Here is a 15,779-nt window from a genome sequence, read left to right as displayed (position 1 = left end):
GGAGCATGCACGGGGAGTACAAGGTTCCGGGCGGCAAGCTCGTCGTCGTCGATCTCGATGTGGAGGACGGACGCATCGCCGCCTTCCACCTGGCAGGGGACTTCTTTCTCGAACCGGACGAGGCGCTCGGCGCGATCGACGCCGCCGTCACGGGGCTGCCGGTGGAGACGGATGCCTCGGCGATCGCCGCGGCGGTGCGTGCAGCGCTCCCCGAGGGAGCCCAGCTGCTCGGGTTCACGCCGGAGTCCGTGGGCACCGCCGTGCGGCGGGCCCTCATCACGGCGCCGGGCTGGAAGGACTTCACCTGGGAGATCGTCCACGACCGTGCCGTCTCGCCGCGGATGAACCTTGCCCTCGACGAAGTGCTCACCGCCCGGGTCGGTGCGGGCCTGCGCAACCCCACCCTCCGCATCTGGGAGTGGGATCAGTCCGCCGTCGTCATCGGATCGTTCCAGTCCTACCGCAACGAGGTCGACCCCGAGGGCGCCGCCCGGCACGGCTACGACGTCGTGCGTCGGATCTCGGGCGGCGGCGCGATGATGATGGGCGCCGACTCGATCGTCACGTACTCGCTGTACGTCCCGGCATCCTTCGTCGCCGGCATGACCTTCGCGGACTCGTACGCCTTCCTCGACGACTGGGTGCTGCAGGCGCTGCGGTCTCTCGGCGTCGACGCGACCTACCAGCCCCTCAACGACATCGCCTCGCCGAAGGGCAAGATCGGGGGCGCCGCGCAGAAGCGTCTCGCCGGCGGCGGCGTGCTGCACCACGCGACGATGTCGTACGACATGGACGGTCAGGTGATGACCGAGGTGCTGCGGATCGGGCGCGAGAAGCTGAGCGACAAGGGCACGACCTCCGCCGCCAAGCGTGTCGACCCGCTCCGCAGTCAGACCGGCCTTCCGCGCGAGGCGATCATCGAGCGGCTGAAGGACACCTTCGCGACCCTCTACGGTGCCGCCCCCGGGCGCATCACCGCTGAGGAGTACGCCGAGGCGGAAGCCCTCGTGGCATCCAAGTTCGCCACCGACGCGTGGCTGCACCGCGTTCCGTGACGCCGGCCGTGCCGGACGACGCACCTGCCGCGGGCCGCGTCGAGATCGTCCAGGGTGACAACCTCTCCGTCGCGCGCACGCTGCCGGACGCCTCGTTCACGCTCGTGTACCTCGATCCGCCGTTCAACACGGGTCGGCGACAGAGCAGAGCCATCGAGTCGGCGGTCCTCACTCCTCCGATCTCGCACGCGGACTCTGCGGAGCCCCCCGATCCGGCGGAATCCGCGTCGGATCGGAGGCGTTACGACCGTGCTCCGGTCAAGGCGGGGTTCCGCGGCACGGACTACGCCCGCGTCCGCGGGCGGCTGAGGGTCTATGACGACAGCTTCGACGACTACTGGGAGTTCCTCGAGCCGCGCCTGCGCGAGGCGTGGCGGCTACTCGCCGACGACGGCACCCTGTACCTGCACCTCGACTATCGCGAGGCGCACTACGCCAAGGTGCTGATGGATGCCGTCTTCGGACGGGACTGCTTCCTCAACGAGCTCATCTGGGCCTACGACTACGGGGCGAAGAGCCGGCGCCGGTGGCCGACCAAGCACGACACGATCCTCGTCTACGTGAAGAACCCCCGCGCGTACTGGTTCGACTCGGAGGCCGTCGATCGCGAGCCGTATATGGCGCCCGGCCTCGTGACGCCCGAGAAAGCCGCCCGGGGAAAGCTGCCGACGGATGTCTGGTGGCACACGATCGTGCCCACGAGCGGCCGCGAGAAGACCGGCTACCCGACCCAGAAGCCCGAGGGCATCCTGCGCCGCATCGTGCAGGCCTCGACGCGCCCCGGCGACCGTGTGCTCGACCTCTTCGCTGGAAGCGGCACGACCGGTGCCGTCGCCGCCGCCCTCGGCCGGGACGCCGTGCTCGTCGACGACAATCCCGAGGCGATCGCCGTCATGCGCCGCCGGATGCCGGATGCGGCTCTGCGCTGAGAAGCCTCAGCGGACGGCGTCGCGGCTCGCGTCGGCGTCGTCCCGTGCGGCCTTGCGCCCCGCCACGAAGTCGTAGAACGTGAGGGCGAGCCGCAGCGGACCGAGCTCGAGAGGCATGAAGTCGCGGGTGCGTCGCAGTCGCCGCCACAGCTCCGGGTCCAGCTCGCGCAGGTAGCGGCGCGCCCGTCGCGCGTGCGCGGTGTTCGACGCGATCCGGATCGTGCGGGCGCCGCTCAGCCACGGGAGCGACAGTGTCAGATTCTCGCGCGTCGAGGTCGCGTGGCGCTCGATCGCGACGTCCGCCGCGGCGACACCGAGATGGGCAACGGCGTAGCGCGCCATGAGGTCGGCCTCGGGCACCGACCCGCGCACGGCCCCGCCCGAGAAGACGAAGAGCGTGCCGGCCGATGATGCGTGCGAGCGCGGCGCGGAGCGCACCGCGATCCGGGTGCGCCACACCTGCACGGCGTTCCGGCGCCCGTCCGTGCGCGACCGGAAGCCGAGCACCAGCACCACGTCGCGGCCATCGGGCGGCCCCTCGAGGCGCATATCCGTGTCCGGGTAGTCGGCGCGGGCGACGTTCGCGGCCTGCACCTCACCCCAGACGAGCAGGGCGCACCCGAGCCCGGCGACCACGGCCAGGGCGGATGCCGCGGCGCGCCGGCGCCCCGGCATCCGACCCCTGCGCGCGACCATTCCTCGAGAGTACGGTCCCCCGAGCGCGGCGCGGGGCGCCGTGCCGGGTCAGTCCTGGATGTCCTGGGTGTCGTCGGCGTGCTCGGATCCCTCGCCGAGGAAGGCGAGCAGCGCCGCATTGACCTCGACGCCGTGCGTGCGCAGCAGCCCGTGCGGCGCGCCCTCGATCTCGACGTAGGTCAGGGGCGTGCCGTCGGGGATCGCATCCTTGAACCGCCGCGCCGTCTTGTCGATCGGCAGGACGTTGTCGGCCGTGCCGTGCAGGATCAGCGTCGGCACCGTGATCGCCGGGATGTCCGCTCGGAAGTCGGTCGGCCAGGTCAGCGGCGCGGCGGCGATGGCGGCGTTCCCGGCCTGGTGCGCGACCTGCACCGACGCGTCGACGGCCTCCTGCGAGATGCGCTCGCCGAGGAACTCGTCGAGGTTGTAGAAGTCGCGGAAGAACCCGGTGAGGAACGCGTGCCGGTCCTCGGCGACCGCCGCCGCGGTGCCGTCGAAGAACGCCTGGTCGCCCGCGCCGTCCGGGTTGTCGTCGGTGATCAGCAGGTACGGCTCGAGCGACCCCAGGAAGGCCGCTTTCGCGACGCGTCCCGCGCCGTAGCGGGAGAGGTAGCGCGCGATCTCGCCGGTGCCCATCGAGAAGCCGACGAGCACGGCATCCGTCAGGTCGAGGTCTTCGATCAGGGCGTGCAGGTCGGCCGCGAAGGTGTCGTAGTCAGAGCCCGACGCCGTCTTCGACGACGCCCCGAACCCGCGCCGGTCGTAGGCGACGACGCGGAAGCCCGCCGCGAGCAGTGCGCGCTGCTGCAGGTCCCACGACTCGCCGTTCAGCGGGAAGCCGTGGATCAGGACGACCGGCTGGGCATCCATCGGTCCCTGGTCGGTGTAGAAGATCTCGACGTCGGTCGAGTTCTCGGTCGCGACGGTGATGTAGGCCACGGTGACTCCTTCCGGCGGCGGCCCGATGCCGACGCCTGTCATCGACGCTACGGACGTCCGCGGGCGGATGCCAGGGGGCCTCGGATTCTTCGACAGGCGTTCACCTGCGCCCGCCGCCGTGCGTGCGAGTCGAGAGCGTTCGCGCGGGTCTCTCCCCGGTCAGCTGTCGCGGTGGGCTCCGTCGGAGGCGCGGACGGTGAAGATGTGCGGCTCCGCGAAGCCGGCTTCCGCGAACGCCTCCGTGACGGACTCGGCCGTCGCCTCGACGCGGTCGTTGTCGATGAGCGCGATCGCGGCGCCGCCGAAACCCCCACCGGTCATCCGTGCGCCGACCGCGCCTGCGGCCCGCGCCGTCTCGACGGCGAGATCGAGCTCGGGCACCGAGATCTCGAAGTCGTCGCGCATCGACACGTGCGAGGCATCCAGCAACGGTCCGATCGCGCGGGGACCGTCCGTGCGGAGGGCCTGGACGGTGTCGAGCACGCGCTGATTCTCGGTCACGATATGGCGCACGCGGCGGAAGGTCACGTCGTCCATCAGCTCGCGCGCACGAGGCAGGTCGGTGACGGCGACGTCGCGCAGAGCCGCTACGCCGAGGATCTGCGCGCCGCGCTCGCAGGCGGCGCGGCGCTCGCCGTACCCGCCGGTCGAGTGCGCGTGCGTGACGCCCGTGTCCATGACCAGGAGCGACAGGCCCGCGGCGTCGAACCCGAGATCCACGATCTGCGTCTCGAGGCTCCGGCAGTCGAGGAAGATCGCGGCGTCGCGCTTGCCGAGCATCGATGCCATCTGGTCCATGATCCCGGTGGGGGCACCGACGGCCTCGTTCTCGGCACGACGGCCGATCTGCGCGAGGTCGACCGGGGAGAGCCCCGCCGCCCACACGTCGTTCAGCGCCGATGCCGTCGCGCCCTCGATCGCGGCGGATGAGGACAAGCCCGCCCCGACCGGGACGTCCGAGGCGACGGCGATGTCGACGCCCGCGAACGCCGTGGCGTCGAGGCCTGCGGCGCACGCTGCGGCACGCAGGGCCCACGCCACGCCGAGCGGGTAGCGTGCCCACTCGACGATCTCGTCGCGGCGGGCGGGGAACAACCCGTCGAGATCGGCTAAGGCCAAGTCGACTACGGTGCCGTCGAAGGTCGACGCGACGCGGATCCGGCCATCGCCGCGTCGCCGGACGGCTGCGGTGGTCCGGCTGTCGATCGCGAACGGCAGCACGAACCCGTCGTTGTAGTCGGTGTGCTCGCCGATGAGGTTCGCGCGCCCGGGCGCCGACCAGAGACCGTCCGGCTCGGCGCCGGTGAGTTGGATGAACAGGGCGTGCGCCGTCTGCGCCGGCGCCGCGGCCGGAGCGCTCACAGCTGCACCCCTTCGATCGCGTCGCGAAGCCGGTCGGCGGCCTCTTCGGGTGGGATGTCACCGATCCACGCGCCCATGGCCGCTTCTGAGCCGGCGAGGTACTTCAGCTTGTCCGCGGCCCGGCGCGGGCTGGTCAGCTGCAGGTTGAGGCGCACGGCGCCCCGTCCGACGTGCACGGGTGCCTGGTGCCAGGCGGCGATGTACGGAGTCGGGTCCGGGTACAGCGCGTCGACACCGCGCAACAGACGCAGGTAGAAGGGAGCGAGCTCGTCGCGCTCGGCATCGGTGAGCGCCGCGAGATCGGGGACGTGGCGATGGGGCAGCACGTGCAGCTCGATCGGCCATCTCGCGGCGAACGGCACGAACGCTGTCCAGTGCTCTCCTCGGAGCACGACGCGCGGCCCTGCCTGTTCGTGCTCGAGGATGCGCTGGAACAGGTCGGGTGCGGTGCGATCGACCGCATCGAGCAGCCGTTGCGTGCGCGGCGTGATGTAGGGATAGGCGTAGATCTGACCGTGCGGGTGGTGAAGGGTGACGCCGATCGCCTCTCCGCGGTTCTCGAACGGGAAGACCTGCTCGACGCCGGGGAGAGCGGACAGCGCCGCCGTACGGTCGGCCCAGGCCTCGATCACCGTGCGCGCACGAACGACGCTCTGGGTGCCGAACGATCCCGTGCGCTCGGGCGAGAAGCACACGACCTCGCATCGACCGACACTCGTGCGCGTGCGGCCGAGTCCGAGATGGTCGAGGTCGTCGAGCCCGCGCGGAGCATCGGGGGCGAGGGGGGTATCGTCTCCGGCGGCGAGGGCGGGGCCGAACGACGGCGAACGGTTCTCGAACACCGCGACGTCGTACGTCGACGGGATCTCGGACGGGTTCGTCGACGACTGCGGGGCGAGGGGATCGAGCTCGGCCGGAGGCAGGAACGCGCGATTCTGCCGCGCGGCGGCGATCGAGATCCAGTCGCCGGTGAGGACGTCCTGGCGCATCGTCGCCGTGCCGGGGCGTGGGTCGAGAAGGCGGGCGTCGACCGCCCGCTCGGGCCCGAGCGTCGTTCCGGGGTCGTCGAAGTAGATGAGATCGCGTCCGTCGGCCAGTCGCGTGGGGCGTTTGACGACACCCGCACCGAGCGTCGCGGCATCCACCGTCGGCGTCGGTTCGAAGTCCTGCATGTTCACGATCACACGGTACATCGAGTGAATGTCCTCAGCAACACTCGGTGTGACGCGGGATAGGCTCATCGCCGAGAGCAGGGGGCCGGACGGAATGCAGCGCAGAGTGTCGATGGCGGACGTCGCCGCGATGGCGGGGGTGTCTTCCCAGACCGTCTCTCGCGTCGTCAACGACAGCCCGCGTGTCGACCCGGTCACCCGGGCCCGCGTCGAAGCGGCAATGGCCGATCTCGGGTACCGCATCCACCGTGCGGCCCGGGCACTGCGGACGGGGCGCACGGACACCGTCGGCGTGATCGTGTCGACGCTGGCATCCGTCGGCAACTCCCGCATGCTGCAGGCGCTCGCCGACGCGGCCGCGGCGCGCGGTCTCGCCTTGACCGTCGTCACCGCGACGGGGCGCGACGCCGTCGCCGACGGGTTCGCGCGACTGCGCGACCAGGGCGTGGACGGGGCCGTCGTCCTCAACGAGGCGACGGCGCTGGCACGAGGGCTCGATGTTCCCGAGGGACTCGCCCTCGTGGTCGTGGACTCGCTGCCCGACGACCGCTTCGCGGTCGTGCAGACCGATCATGCCGCGGGCGCACGCACGGCGACCCGTCACCTGCTGAGCCTCGGGCACGACACCGTCCATCACATCGCGGGGCCGGTCGCGTCGTTCGCGGCCGCGGCGCGTGAACGCGCGTGGCGCGAGGTCCTCGAGGACGCTGGGCGGGGCGTTCCCGATGTCCTGCGGGGGGACTGGACCGCGGCCTCGGGCCACGCCGCCGCGCGCGCGTTGAGTCACGACGCGACGGCGCTGTTCGCCGCGAACGACCAGATGGCGCTCGGCGCCCTGCGTGCCCTCGCCGAACAAGGGCGGAACGTTCCCGGCGATGTCGCGGTGGTGGGCTTCGACGGCATCGCGGATGCCGCGGAGTACCGCCCGCCGCTGACGACGCTGCGTCAGGACTTCGACGCGCTCGGGGTGGCGGCGATGGACTCGCTCATCGCGCGCATGGCGGGCGACGCGGCCGATCCGGTCGTGATCGCACCCGAACTCGTGCGCCGCGTGTCGGCCTGAGGGTCAGTCCTGCGGCCACGCGCCGGCGAGTCGAAAGCGGAGCATCGGCGTCGTCGCCGTGTCGGTGTCCGTCATCGACCTGTGCCGAGAGCGTCGTCGATCGCGTCGCTGCTGACGTCGATCCCATCACCGATCTTGCTGTAGAGAATGCCCAGCTGGTCGGCTGCGGCGGTGAGGTCGAGCGAGGCGCCCGACTGACTCTTCGTGAAGAGATCGATGTGACCGGGCTCGCGGCTGCCCGCGTGGCGCGCGGCCCGCAGGAATGCAGAGAGTTCATCGGAGGTGACGGGGTCTTCACCGGACATGACGACCTCCACGATCCAGCCCGAGGAGAAACCACTCAGCCCCTGCTCGACCGTTGCGCTCGCGACGCGAGAATCGGCCGCTTCCACGGCGCTGACGACAGCCGAAGCGTCAGCATCCCCGCCTTGTCCCGACGACGGCGAGCACGCCGTGCACAACACGGTCGCCGCCGCAAAAGCGGCCGCGACCGTCCACCCGCGTCTCATTCCTGCCATGAGTAGTACTCCGTTTCGGTACATGACGTCGATCCGCCGAAGAAGTGGTCCAGGTCGTTCACATCTCCAAGATGTTTCTCCCGCGTGAGGAACCACATCCGCCGCGAGAAACCACCGCAGCGGGTGTTTCTCGTGCCGAATGTGGTTTCTCGCGGGCGCGCGACTCGGGGCGCGCGGCACGTCAGGCGGCCGCGTCGTCCCAGGAGGAGGCGGCCACGAGGCCGTCGAAGAAGCTGAGCATGATGTTCGCGATGTCGCCGAGCGGGGTGGAGAAGGTCGCGACCATGACCTGCTTGGATGCGGGGACCGTGTACCAGTAGTCCGCAGTGAGGGTGACGGCATGCGCCTCGGGCTGTTCGGGCAGCATCTGGTGGTCGACATGGTGGAGACGCAGGATCTCGGAGCCGTCGATGGAGAGCCGCCGCGCCGTCTCGTGGTGCGGCTGACCGCTCTCCGCGAACGACTTCTGCAGCACGTCGATGACCTCGTCGGGAGCCGTCCCGAGGGCCGGGCTCATCCGCAGATCGGGTGGGGAGTAGATGGTCAGCGTCACCGGCATCGGCAGCCCCGGCCTGATCTCGGTGGCGATGAACATCGCCTGCGCGTGGCCCTCTTTCGCCGTGGCGATGGCCTCGGCGAGGTCGCGGCGCATCCTGGCCCGCACGGTCGCATCGATATCGCGCGTGCCGACCACCGACGTGACGAACTCGGCGATGAGCTCCGAAGAACTGAGCTCGTTCCACAGCACCGGATGCCACGCGCCGGCCAGCCGAAAGCGGAGCATCGGCGTCGTCGCCGTGTCGGTGTCCGTCATCGACCTGTGCCGAGAGCGTCGTCGATCGCGTCGCGGACGACGCCGATTCCATCGCCCATCGTGCTGTACCGGATGCCCAGCTCACTCGCTGCGGTGCTGAGATCGAGTGACGCGCCGGCTTCATCGGTCGCGTAGAGGTAGAGATGACCGGGGTCGGGGTCGCCGGCATGCCGTGCAGCCAGCAGCACTGCGGAGAGCTCCTTCGAGCTGACAGGAGCATCGCCGGACAGGACCAGGTCGATGAGCCATCCGAACGAGAATCCGCTGACGCTCTGCTTTGCGGACGCGCTCACCACTCGCGAGTCTGCTGCGGTGACACCGGCGACGACCTTCGATGCCCGCGCCTCGTCGGAATCGCTCGACGAACCTGAACATGCCGTACACAACACCAACGCGGCGGCTGACGCCACCACAGCCACCCATGCACGCCTCATTCTTGCCACGCGTAGTACTCCGTTTCCGTATAGGACGTCGAACCGCCGAAGAAGTGGTCCAGGTCGTGCACATCTCCAAGATCCGGCAGGTGTTTTTCCAGTGTCCCGTCGTACTGATCGATTTGATGGATCTGGGCGACATCGGTCGGATTCCCGGGAGCCGTGTCTGTGATCGTTTGCCAGTTCGGGCGGGTGGGAGGAGGCGTGAAGAAGTCGAGTTGCGGGACGGGGTCGCCCTCGTGCTGCACGGAGATCACGCGCGTACGGTCCGGGATCGGCATGTTGTCGATCGGCGCGCCGCAGACGACGACGGCGCCGAAGTTGTAGTCGTTCGAGCGGTAGGCGGCGAGGTGACCGGCGAGGATGCCGCCCTGACTGAACCCGACGAGCATGACGGGGTCGCCGTTCGGCCCGCCCTTGATCCCGGCCTGGTCCATCGCCTCGAGCGTGGCGCGCTCGTACTGGGTGCGCAGACTCGGAAACAGGACAAGCGCCATGTTGCTGTCGACGTCGTTGACCGCCCCGGAGTCCTTCATTGCCTGGAAGAGCTCGAAGTCCTTGCCGGACATCGTGGATGCCAGCGCCTGCCAGTCCTGCGTGCTGGGGAGCACGACCCGCCACGACACCGTTCCGTCGGCCTGGACAATCTTCTCGATCTTGACAACGGTCTTGTCGGCACCGCCTTCGACGTCGACGGAGCCCGCCTCGTTGAACACTCCGTCTAAGCCACTGGCCTCGACCACGTGATCGGGCTTGTACGGGCGCACCGTCGGCGTGAGCTTCTGGACGTCGCTGGCGACGCGGATCGCCACGAGCGTCGCGACGAACAGCGCGACCACGGCGGCCACGGAGAGAAGCATCGGGATGAGCAGCTCCGGCGCGACGAGCAGCACACCGATCAGTGCGATGGCGGCGACGATCGCGAAGACGAGCATCAGGACGACGAGCAACACGCCCAGCACCGCGGCGATGATGTCGATCAGCTTCGAGACGACGACGGTGAGGACCTCGCCGACCCATTTCCCGATCGCGGCGAACACGTCGCCGACGCCGCCCCAGAACTGGTTCCAGTTGTCGGCGAAAGAGTCTGCGCCGTCCGCGATCGCCGTCTCGATCGCGGCGATCGCTCGATCCGCGGCGGTCCGGATGTCGTCACGAGCCGTGTGCAGCGTCTTGCGGGCATCCTCCACGGACTGCATGGCTGTGCCGAGACGCCGGTTGAGCTGCAGATACTCGTCCCGCAGATCGTCCGTCGGCTGCCCGAGGGCTTCGGCTCGAGTGGTGTCGTTCTGGTTCTTGGAGAGGCCCGACTGGATGCTGTAGGTCTGCTTCTCGTAGTACTGGGCCGATTCGATGGCTCGACGCGCGGTCGCCTGGATCGGTGCGAGGGCGATCGCGAACTCCTTCAGAGCCGCCGCCGTTCCCCGATATCTCCTCTCCGCCCCGGTGAGCGCGGAGCGGGTCTCGACCGCGACGGAGGAGATGGCGTCGATGGCGTCGCTCTTCTGCCCGTCGACGAGATCGTTCAGGGCATTCGTGGCTTCCGCGATGGCGTCGGCGGCGGCACCGAGATCCTGCGTGCGCGCGCCCAGCTGATCCGGCTTCCCCGCGAAGATGTCGGCGTAGTCCGCCTCGATGATGGTCATCGTTCGCCCCCCGGGATCACGGCGTCGACCATGTTCTTGTTCAGCGAGTCGGCGAGCTTCACGTCGAGATCGGTCATGACGTCGACGACAGCGCCGAGCGCGTCGCGGATGAACATGAGCTGCTTCTCGAGGGCGGCACGATGAGCATCCCAGTTGCCCGCGAAGTCTCGCACCTTGCCCGCGAGACGATCCTCGCCCGTCAGGTCCGCGATGTCGTCGCCGAATCGTTGTGCGCCCTGAAACGTGCTCACGGCGGTGTCGACCCGCGAGCGCGAGTCGGAGAGTGTGGCCGTGTCCAGCTGGATGTCGCTCACTGCGGGTCGCCTCCTGATGTCGATGCGAGCTTACGTGCAGGCATTTCGCCGCGCCTATGGGGAGAACTGCCCATCGGTCGGGTGAGAAACCACAATCGGCGCGAGAAACCACCCCACGGGGTGTTTCTCGCGCCGAACATGGTTTCTCGCGGGTGAGCTCGGGGGCGTCAGCGCGCGGCGCGGCGCGCCTCCCAGCCCGTTCGGACCATCTCGTCGACCGTGTACCGGTTCTGCCACTCGAGGTCGCGCGCGGCGAGCTCGCCCGTCGCGACGATGCGGTCGGGGTCGCCGGGGCGGCGCGGGCCGATCTTCGGGGTGAAGTCGATCCCCGTGACGCGGGCCATGGCATCCATGATCTCGCGCACGCTCAGGCCGTTCTGCGAGCCGAGGTTGTAGGCGGCCTCGATGGGCTCACCCGACTCGAGTCGCTGGGCGGCCACGACGTGGGCCGCCGCGATGTCGCCGACGTGGACGTAGTCGCGGACGTTGGTGCCGTCGGGAGTGTCGTAGTCCTCACCGTTGATCTGCGGGGTCTCGCCGGCCAGCAGCTTCTCGAACACGATCGGGAAGAGGTTGTGCGGGCTCGTGTCGTAGACCGACGGGTCAGCCGAGCCGACGACGTTGAAGTAGCGCAGCGACGTGTGCCGCAGCGGGTGTTCGTCGGATGCCGTGGCGACGCCCTGATCGCGCAGCAGCCACTCGCCGATGAGCTTCGACTCGCCGTAGGGCGACGCCGGGCGCTTGGGCAGGTCCTCCGTGACCAGCGGCACGTCGGGGGTGCCGTAGACGGCGGCCGACGACGAGAACACGATGTTGGGGACACCGGCATCCGCCATCGCGGCCAGCACGACGCGGGTGCCCTCGACGTTCTGCTCGTACGTGTGCAGGGGGCGCTGCACCGAGACCCCCGCGTACTTGAAGCCGGCGACGTGGATGACGCCGGTCACCCCGTGGGTGCGCATCGCGTCGGCGAGCAGATCCCGGTCGAGGATCGTCCCCTCCACGAACGGCACGCCGTCGGGGACGAACGACGCGTGGCCGCTCGAGAGGTCGTCCACGACGACCGGGGCGATGCCCGATGCCTGGAGTGCGCGCACCACGTGCGCTCCGATGTATCCTGCTCCGCCTGTCACAAGCCACGTCATGACTCCATCCTGCCCGATCGGCGACTGCCCGCGATGCCACGCGGGACCGAGCGCGTAGCATCGCGACCATGACCCGCGTCGTCGTTGCGCCCGACAGTTTCAAGGGATCGATCGTCGCTCGAGACGCCGCGGACGCACTCCGCCAGGGGTGGTTGTCGGTGCGGCCCCGTGACGAGGTCGTACGGCGGCCGATGGCCGACGGCGGAGAGGGCACGCTCGACGCCTTCGCCGCCGCGGTGCCCGGTGCGCGGAGGATGCCCGTCGTCGTCGCGGGACCGGACGGGCGCGACCACGCGGCGCAGTGGCTGCTCCTGCCGGACGGCACCGGCGTCGTCGACCTGGCCTCGACGAGCGGGATCGAGCTCCTCCGCGGGCGGCTGCGCCCCTGGGACGCCGACACCCGAGGATTCGGCCAGGCCATCGCGGCGGCCCTCGACCACGGCGTCGGTCGCCTTGTGCTGGGCATCGGTTCGAGCGCGTCCACCGACGGCGGCGCCGGCATGCTCTCCGCCCTGGGCGGACGATTCCGGGATGCCGCGGGGCGGCCCGTCGCGCCGGGGGCGCGCGGCCTGGGCGAGATCGCCTCCGTCGACCTGTCGGGGCTGCGGCCCGTGCCTGCGGGCGGCGCGACGGTGCTCACCGACGTGACGAATCCGCTCCTCGGCCCGCGGGGCGCGGCGGCGGTGTTCGGGCCTCAGAAGGGACTGGACGCGTGCGCCGTGGCATCCGTCGACGCCGACCTTCGGGGCTATGCTGCGCACCTGGCCGCAGACCCCTCCGTCGGTACAGCCGTCGATCCGGACGCGCCGGGCGCCGGCGCTGCGGGCGGCGCGGGCCTCGCCTTGCGGGCGTGGGGCGCGCTCCTCGTTCCGGGGGCCGCGGAGGTAGCCCGACTCATCGGACTCGCCGAGGCGATCGCGGGCGCCGACCTCGTCGTGACGGGGGAGGGGGCCTACGACGGGCAGTCCGCCGCGGGCAAGGCTCCCGCACACGTCGCGGCGCTCGCCGCCGGCGCCGGGGTGCCGATCGCTCTGGTCGCCGGCCGCATCGCCCCCGATGCCGACACGAGCGGCTTCGCCGCGGCGCTCTCGCTCACGGCGTTCGCCGGCAGCGCGCGCGGCGCTCTCGACGAGCCGGCTCGCTGGCTGCACGCGGCCGGAGCCGCGCTCGCCACCCGCCGCTCCTGACGACCGCTTTCCGGAGGTGTGCGCGCGAAGCGATCCCCCGGGAGCGGCAGGGTTCCGTCGTCGCCCGGCACGGGCGCGCCGGGCGGGTCAGACCCCGCCGAGCGCCGCAGAGACGACGGCGCGGGCCTCGGCCTGCACCTCGCGCAGGTGCTCCTCGCCGCGCAGCGACTCGGCGTACAGCTTGTAGACGTCCTCCGTGCCCGAGGGGCGCGCGGCGAACCAGGCGTGCTCCGTTTGCACCTTGAGGCCGCCGATCGCCGCGCCGTTGCCGGGCGCGTGCGACAGCTTGGCCGTGATCGGCTCGCCGGCGAGCTCCGTCGCCGACACGGCTTCGGGGGCGAGCTTCGCGAGGGCCGCCTTCTGAGCGGGGGATGCCGGGGCATCCACCCGCTGGTACGCCGACGCGCCGAACTGGGCTTCGAGCTCGGCGTAGCGCTGCGACGGCGTCTTGCCCGTCACGGCGAGGATCTCGGCGGAGAGCAGGCACAGCAGGATGCCGTCCTTGTCCGTCGTCCACACGGTGCCGTCGAAGCGCAGGAACGATGCCCCCGCCGACTCCTCGCCGCCGAAGGCGACCGAGCCGTCGAGCAGTCCCGGAACGAACCACTTGAACCCGACCGGGACCTCGAGCAGCGTCCGGCCGAGGGCCTCCGCGACGCGGTCGATGATCATGGACGACACGAGGGTCTTGCCGATGGCGGCATCCGCCGGCCACTGCGGGCGGTTCGCGTACAGGTAGTCGATCGCGACGGCCAGGTAGTGGTTGGGGTTCATGAGCCCGGCGTCGGGGGTCACGATGCCGTGGCGGTCGGCGTCGGCGTCGTTACCGGTGAGGATGTCGTACTCGTGGCGTCGCGCGACGAGGGATGCCATCGCCGAAGGCGACGAGGGATCCATGCGGATCTTCTCGTCCCAGTCGAGCGTCATGAAACGCCAGGTCGGGTCGACCTCGGGGTTCACGACCGTGAGATCGAGGCCGTAGCGCTCCGCGATGAGCGCCCAGTACTCGACGGATGCCCCGCCGAGGGGGTCGGCGCCGATGCGGACGCCCGCCTTCGCGATCGCGGCGACGTCGATGATGTCGGCGAGGTCGGCGACGTAGCCCTCGCGGAAGTCATAGGTGCCCAGCGTGTCGCCGTCGATGTCCTTGAACGGGGTGCGGTGGACGCCCTCGAGGCCCGCGGTGATCAGCGCGTTGGCGCGATCGGCGATCCAGCCCGTGGCGTCGGTGTCGGCCGGCCCGCCGTGCGGGGGGTTGTACTTGAAGCCGCCGTCGCGCGGCGGGTTGTGCGAGGGGGTGACGACGATGCCGTCGGCGCGACCGGCGTCATCCGTGGCGCGCCCCCTGTTGTACGCCAGGATCGCGTGGCTGAGCGCCGGCGTCGGCACCCACGAGTCGCGCGAATCGACGCGGATGTCCACGCCGTTGGCCACCAGCACCTCGATCGCGGTGCGCTCGGCCGGCAGCGACAGCCCGTGCGTGTCGCGGCCGAGGAACAGGGGACCGGTGATGCCCTGTGCGGCGCGGTAGTCGACGATCGCCTGGGTCGTGGCGAGGATGTGGTCCTCGTTGAAGCTCGTGCTCAGCGACGAGCCGCGGTGGCCGCTCGTGCCGAACGCGACGCGCTGGGCCGGCACCGAGGCATCCGGCTTGCGGTCGTAATACGCGGCGATGAGCTCATCGATGTCGATGAGGTCGGATGCTTCAGCGGGGGATCCTGCGCGGCTCATGAGGCCAGTCTGGCACCGCGCCGCCACGTTCGCATCGCCGGGTTGCCTTCCGTGCGACGGCCCGGGTCAGCCGCGGTGCAGGATCGAGGTCGCGATGCTGTCCGAGAACGTCGAGACCAGCACGAGAGTGTCGCTCGTGCACGACACCCGGGCATCGGCGATCGGCACGGCGCCGATCTGCTGGCTGAGGGCGCCGCCATCGGTCGGCTTGCTGTTGGCGGTCGCGAGCACGCGCAGCGCCTCGGTGGACTGGCTGGGCGCCCAGATGCGGTCGCCGCGGCTGGAGCGCTTCTGATCGTACGAACCGGTGACCTGGCCGGCGAAGGAGATCACGATCGTCTGGCCCGACACCTCGCCGGTGACGGCGATCTCCGGCGCCCACACGAACGTCCCGTCGGCGTTCAGGGTGAGGGTGGCGTTGCCGGCGGGCAGGAAGGTGCCGTCCGACTTCGACATCAGGCGGTTCACATCGTCGTAGTAGCCGACGAGGTCTTCCTGCCCCATCGTCCAGGTGCCGACGAGGCACGCCGCCGTCGTCGGCGACGGGCTCGGCGTGGGAGACACCGCGCTCGGCGTGGGGGAGGGGGCGGTCGATGCCGTCTCGCTCGGCGTCGGCGACGCCGCACCGGCCGGCTCGGCGTTCTCCGGCGAGCAGGCGCTCAGCACGAGGGTCAGGGCGACGGCGGTGACCCCGGCGGTGAGGGGCAGCAGACGGCGGATCATTCTCCCAGGGTAGGGCGTCCTTCCTGGCGTCATGCCGTGAGAGCCCGTCGA

General features: G+C 70.5%; 16 protein-coding genes. 4 read left to right on the top strand and 12 right to left on the bottom strand.

The genetic code is table 11. The features are described 5' to 3' along the window. Window positions 1-5 precede the first annotated feature (5 nt). Window positions 6-1,055 (top strand): lipoate-protein ligase LplAB, encoded by a 1,050-nt coding sequence (lplAB, locus tag JOE64_RS13115; protein ID WP_204964653.1) that lies wholly within the window; start codon window positions 6-8, stop codon window positions 1,053-1,055. After that, the gene (locus JOE64_RS13110) at window positions 1,034-1,984 is read left to right on the top strand and encodes a DNA-methyltransferase (RefSeq protein WP_204964652.1); all 951 of its coding nucleotides are present in this window, start codon (window positions 1,034-1,036) and stop codon (window positions 1,982-1,984) included. The genes lplAB and JOE64_RS13110 overlap by 22 nt, the downstream gene beginning before the upstream one ends. 6 nt (window positions 1,985-1,990) lie before the next feature. Here the strand turns inward: JOE64_RS13110 and JOE64_RS13105 are convergent, their stop codons facing one another. From JOE64_RS13105 to galT, 4 genes are all read right to left on the bottom strand, one after another. After that, window positions 1,991-2,680, bottom strand: coding sequence for a YdcF family protein (locus tag JOE64_RS13105; protein ID WP_239531772.1), 690 nt, complete (start codon window positions 2,678-2,680; stop codon window positions 1,991-1,993). Between the two features lie 48 nt (window positions 2,681-2,728). Then, window positions 2,729-3,619 (bottom strand): alpha/beta fold hydrolase, encoded by an 891-nt coding sequence (locus tag JOE64_RS13100; RefSeq protein ID WP_204964651.1) that lies wholly within the window; start codon window positions 3,617-3,619, stop codon window positions 2,729-2,731. A 159-nt stretch (window positions 3,620-3,778) separates the two neighbouring features. After that, entirely contained in the window at window positions 3,779-4,981 is a 1,203-nt protein-coding gene (gene galK, locus JOE64_RS13095; protein WP_204964650.1) for a galactokinase, read from the bottom strand. Further along, window positions 4,978-6,153, bottom strand: coding sequence for a galactose-1-phosphate uridylyltransferase (gene galT, locus JOE64_RS13090; RefSeq protein ID WP_204965087.1), 1,176 nt, complete (start codon window positions 6,151-6,153; stop codon window positions 4,978-4,980). Before galT ends, galK begins: the two co-directional genes overlap by 4 nt. A 112-nt stretch (window positions 6,154-6,265) precedes the next feature. Between galT and JOE64_RS13085 the strand changes: the two genes are divergently transcribed. Then, the gene (locus JOE64_RS13085) at window positions 6,266-7,216 is read left to right on the top strand and encodes a LacI family DNA-binding transcriptional regulator (RefSeq protein WP_204964649.1); all 951 of its coding nucleotides are present in this window, start codon (window positions 6,266-6,268) and stop codon (window positions 7,214-7,216) included. A gap of 71 nt (window positions 7,217-7,287) precedes the next feature. Here the strand turns inward: JOE64_RS13085 and JOE64_RS13080 are convergent, their stop codons facing one another. The 6 genes from JOE64_RS13080 to galE all read right to left on the bottom strand — a co-directional run bounded on the left by JOE64_RS13080 (window position 7,288) and on the right by galE (window position 12,087). Further along, the gene (locus tag JOE64_RS13080) at window positions 7,288-7,608 is read right to left on the bottom strand and encodes a hypothetical protein (protein ID WP_204964648.1); all 321 of its coding nucleotides are present in this window, start codon (window positions 7,606-7,608) and stop codon (window positions 7,288-7,290) included. A gap of 307 nt (window positions 7,609-7,915) precedes the next feature. Further along, window positions 7,916-8,548: a hypothetical protein gene (locus tag JOE64_RS13075; RefSeq protein WP_204964647.1), complete on the bottom strand. Its 633-nt coding sequence runs from the start codon at window positions 8,546-8,548 to the stop codon at window positions 7,916-7,918. Further along, window positions 8,545-8,841: a hypothetical protein gene (locus tag JOE64_RS13070; RefSeq protein ID WP_204964646.1), complete on the bottom strand. Its 297-nt coding sequence runs from the start codon at window positions 8,839-8,841 to the stop codon at window positions 8,545-8,547. The genes JOE64_RS13075 and JOE64_RS13070 overlap by 4 nt, the downstream gene beginning before the upstream one ends. A gap of 137 nt (window positions 8,842-8,978) precedes the next feature. Next, window positions 8,979-10,628, bottom strand: coding sequence for an alpha/beta hydrolase (locus tag JOE64_RS13065; RefSeq protein WP_204964645.1), 1,650 nt, complete (start codon window positions 10,626-10,628; stop codon window positions 8,979-8,981). Further along, window positions 10,625-10,942 (bottom strand): hypothetical protein, encoded by a 318-nt coding sequence (locus tag JOE64_RS13060; RefSeq protein WP_204964644.1) that lies wholly within the window; start codon window positions 10,940-10,942, stop codon window positions 10,625-10,627. The genes JOE64_RS13065 and JOE64_RS13060 overlap by 4 nt, the downstream gene beginning before the upstream one ends. Window positions 10,943-11,109: 167 nt before the next feature. Further along, window positions 11,110-12,087, bottom strand: a complete 978-nt coding sequence (gene galE, locus JOE64_RS13055) for a UDP-glucose 4-epimerase GalE (RefSeq protein ID WP_204964643.1) — start codon at window positions 12,085-12,087, stop codon at window positions 11,110-11,112. Between the two features lie 68 nt (window positions 12,088-12,155). Between galE and JOE64_RS13050 the strand changes: the two genes are divergently transcribed. Continuing rightward, window positions 12,156-13,274 carry a glycerate kinase gene (locus JOE64_RS13050; RefSeq protein ID WP_204964642.1) on the top strand — a complete coding sequence of 373 codons (1,119 nt, stop codon included), beginning with the start codon at window positions 12,156-12,158 and terminating at the stop codon, window positions 13,272-13,274. A gap of 87 nt (window positions 13,275-13,361) precedes the next feature. Here the strand turns inward: JOE64_RS13050 and pgm are convergent, their stop codons facing one another. Beyond that, window positions 13,362-15,005 (bottom strand): phosphoglucomutase (alpha-D-glucose-1,6-bisphosphate-dependent), encoded by a 1,644-nt coding sequence (gene pgm / locus JOE64_RS13045; protein WP_204964641.1) that lies wholly within the window; start codon window positions 15,003-15,005, stop codon window positions 13,362-13,364. A 66-nt stretch (window positions 15,006-15,071) separates the two neighbouring features. After that, window positions 15,072-15,728, bottom strand: a complete 657-nt coding sequence (locus JOE64_RS13040; RefSeq protein ID WP_204964640.1) for a hypothetical protein — start codon at window positions 15,726-15,728, stop codon at window positions 15,072-15,074. Window positions 15,729-15,779 lie beyond the last annotated feature (51 nt).

This window comes from Microbacterium dextranolyticum, from assembly GCF_016907295.1.
GTDB lineage: Bacteria > Actinomycetota > Actinomycetes > Actinomycetales > Microbacteriaceae > Microbacterium > Microbacterium dextranolyticum.
This window is presented reverse-complemented; position numbering and strand designations above follow the sequence as displayed.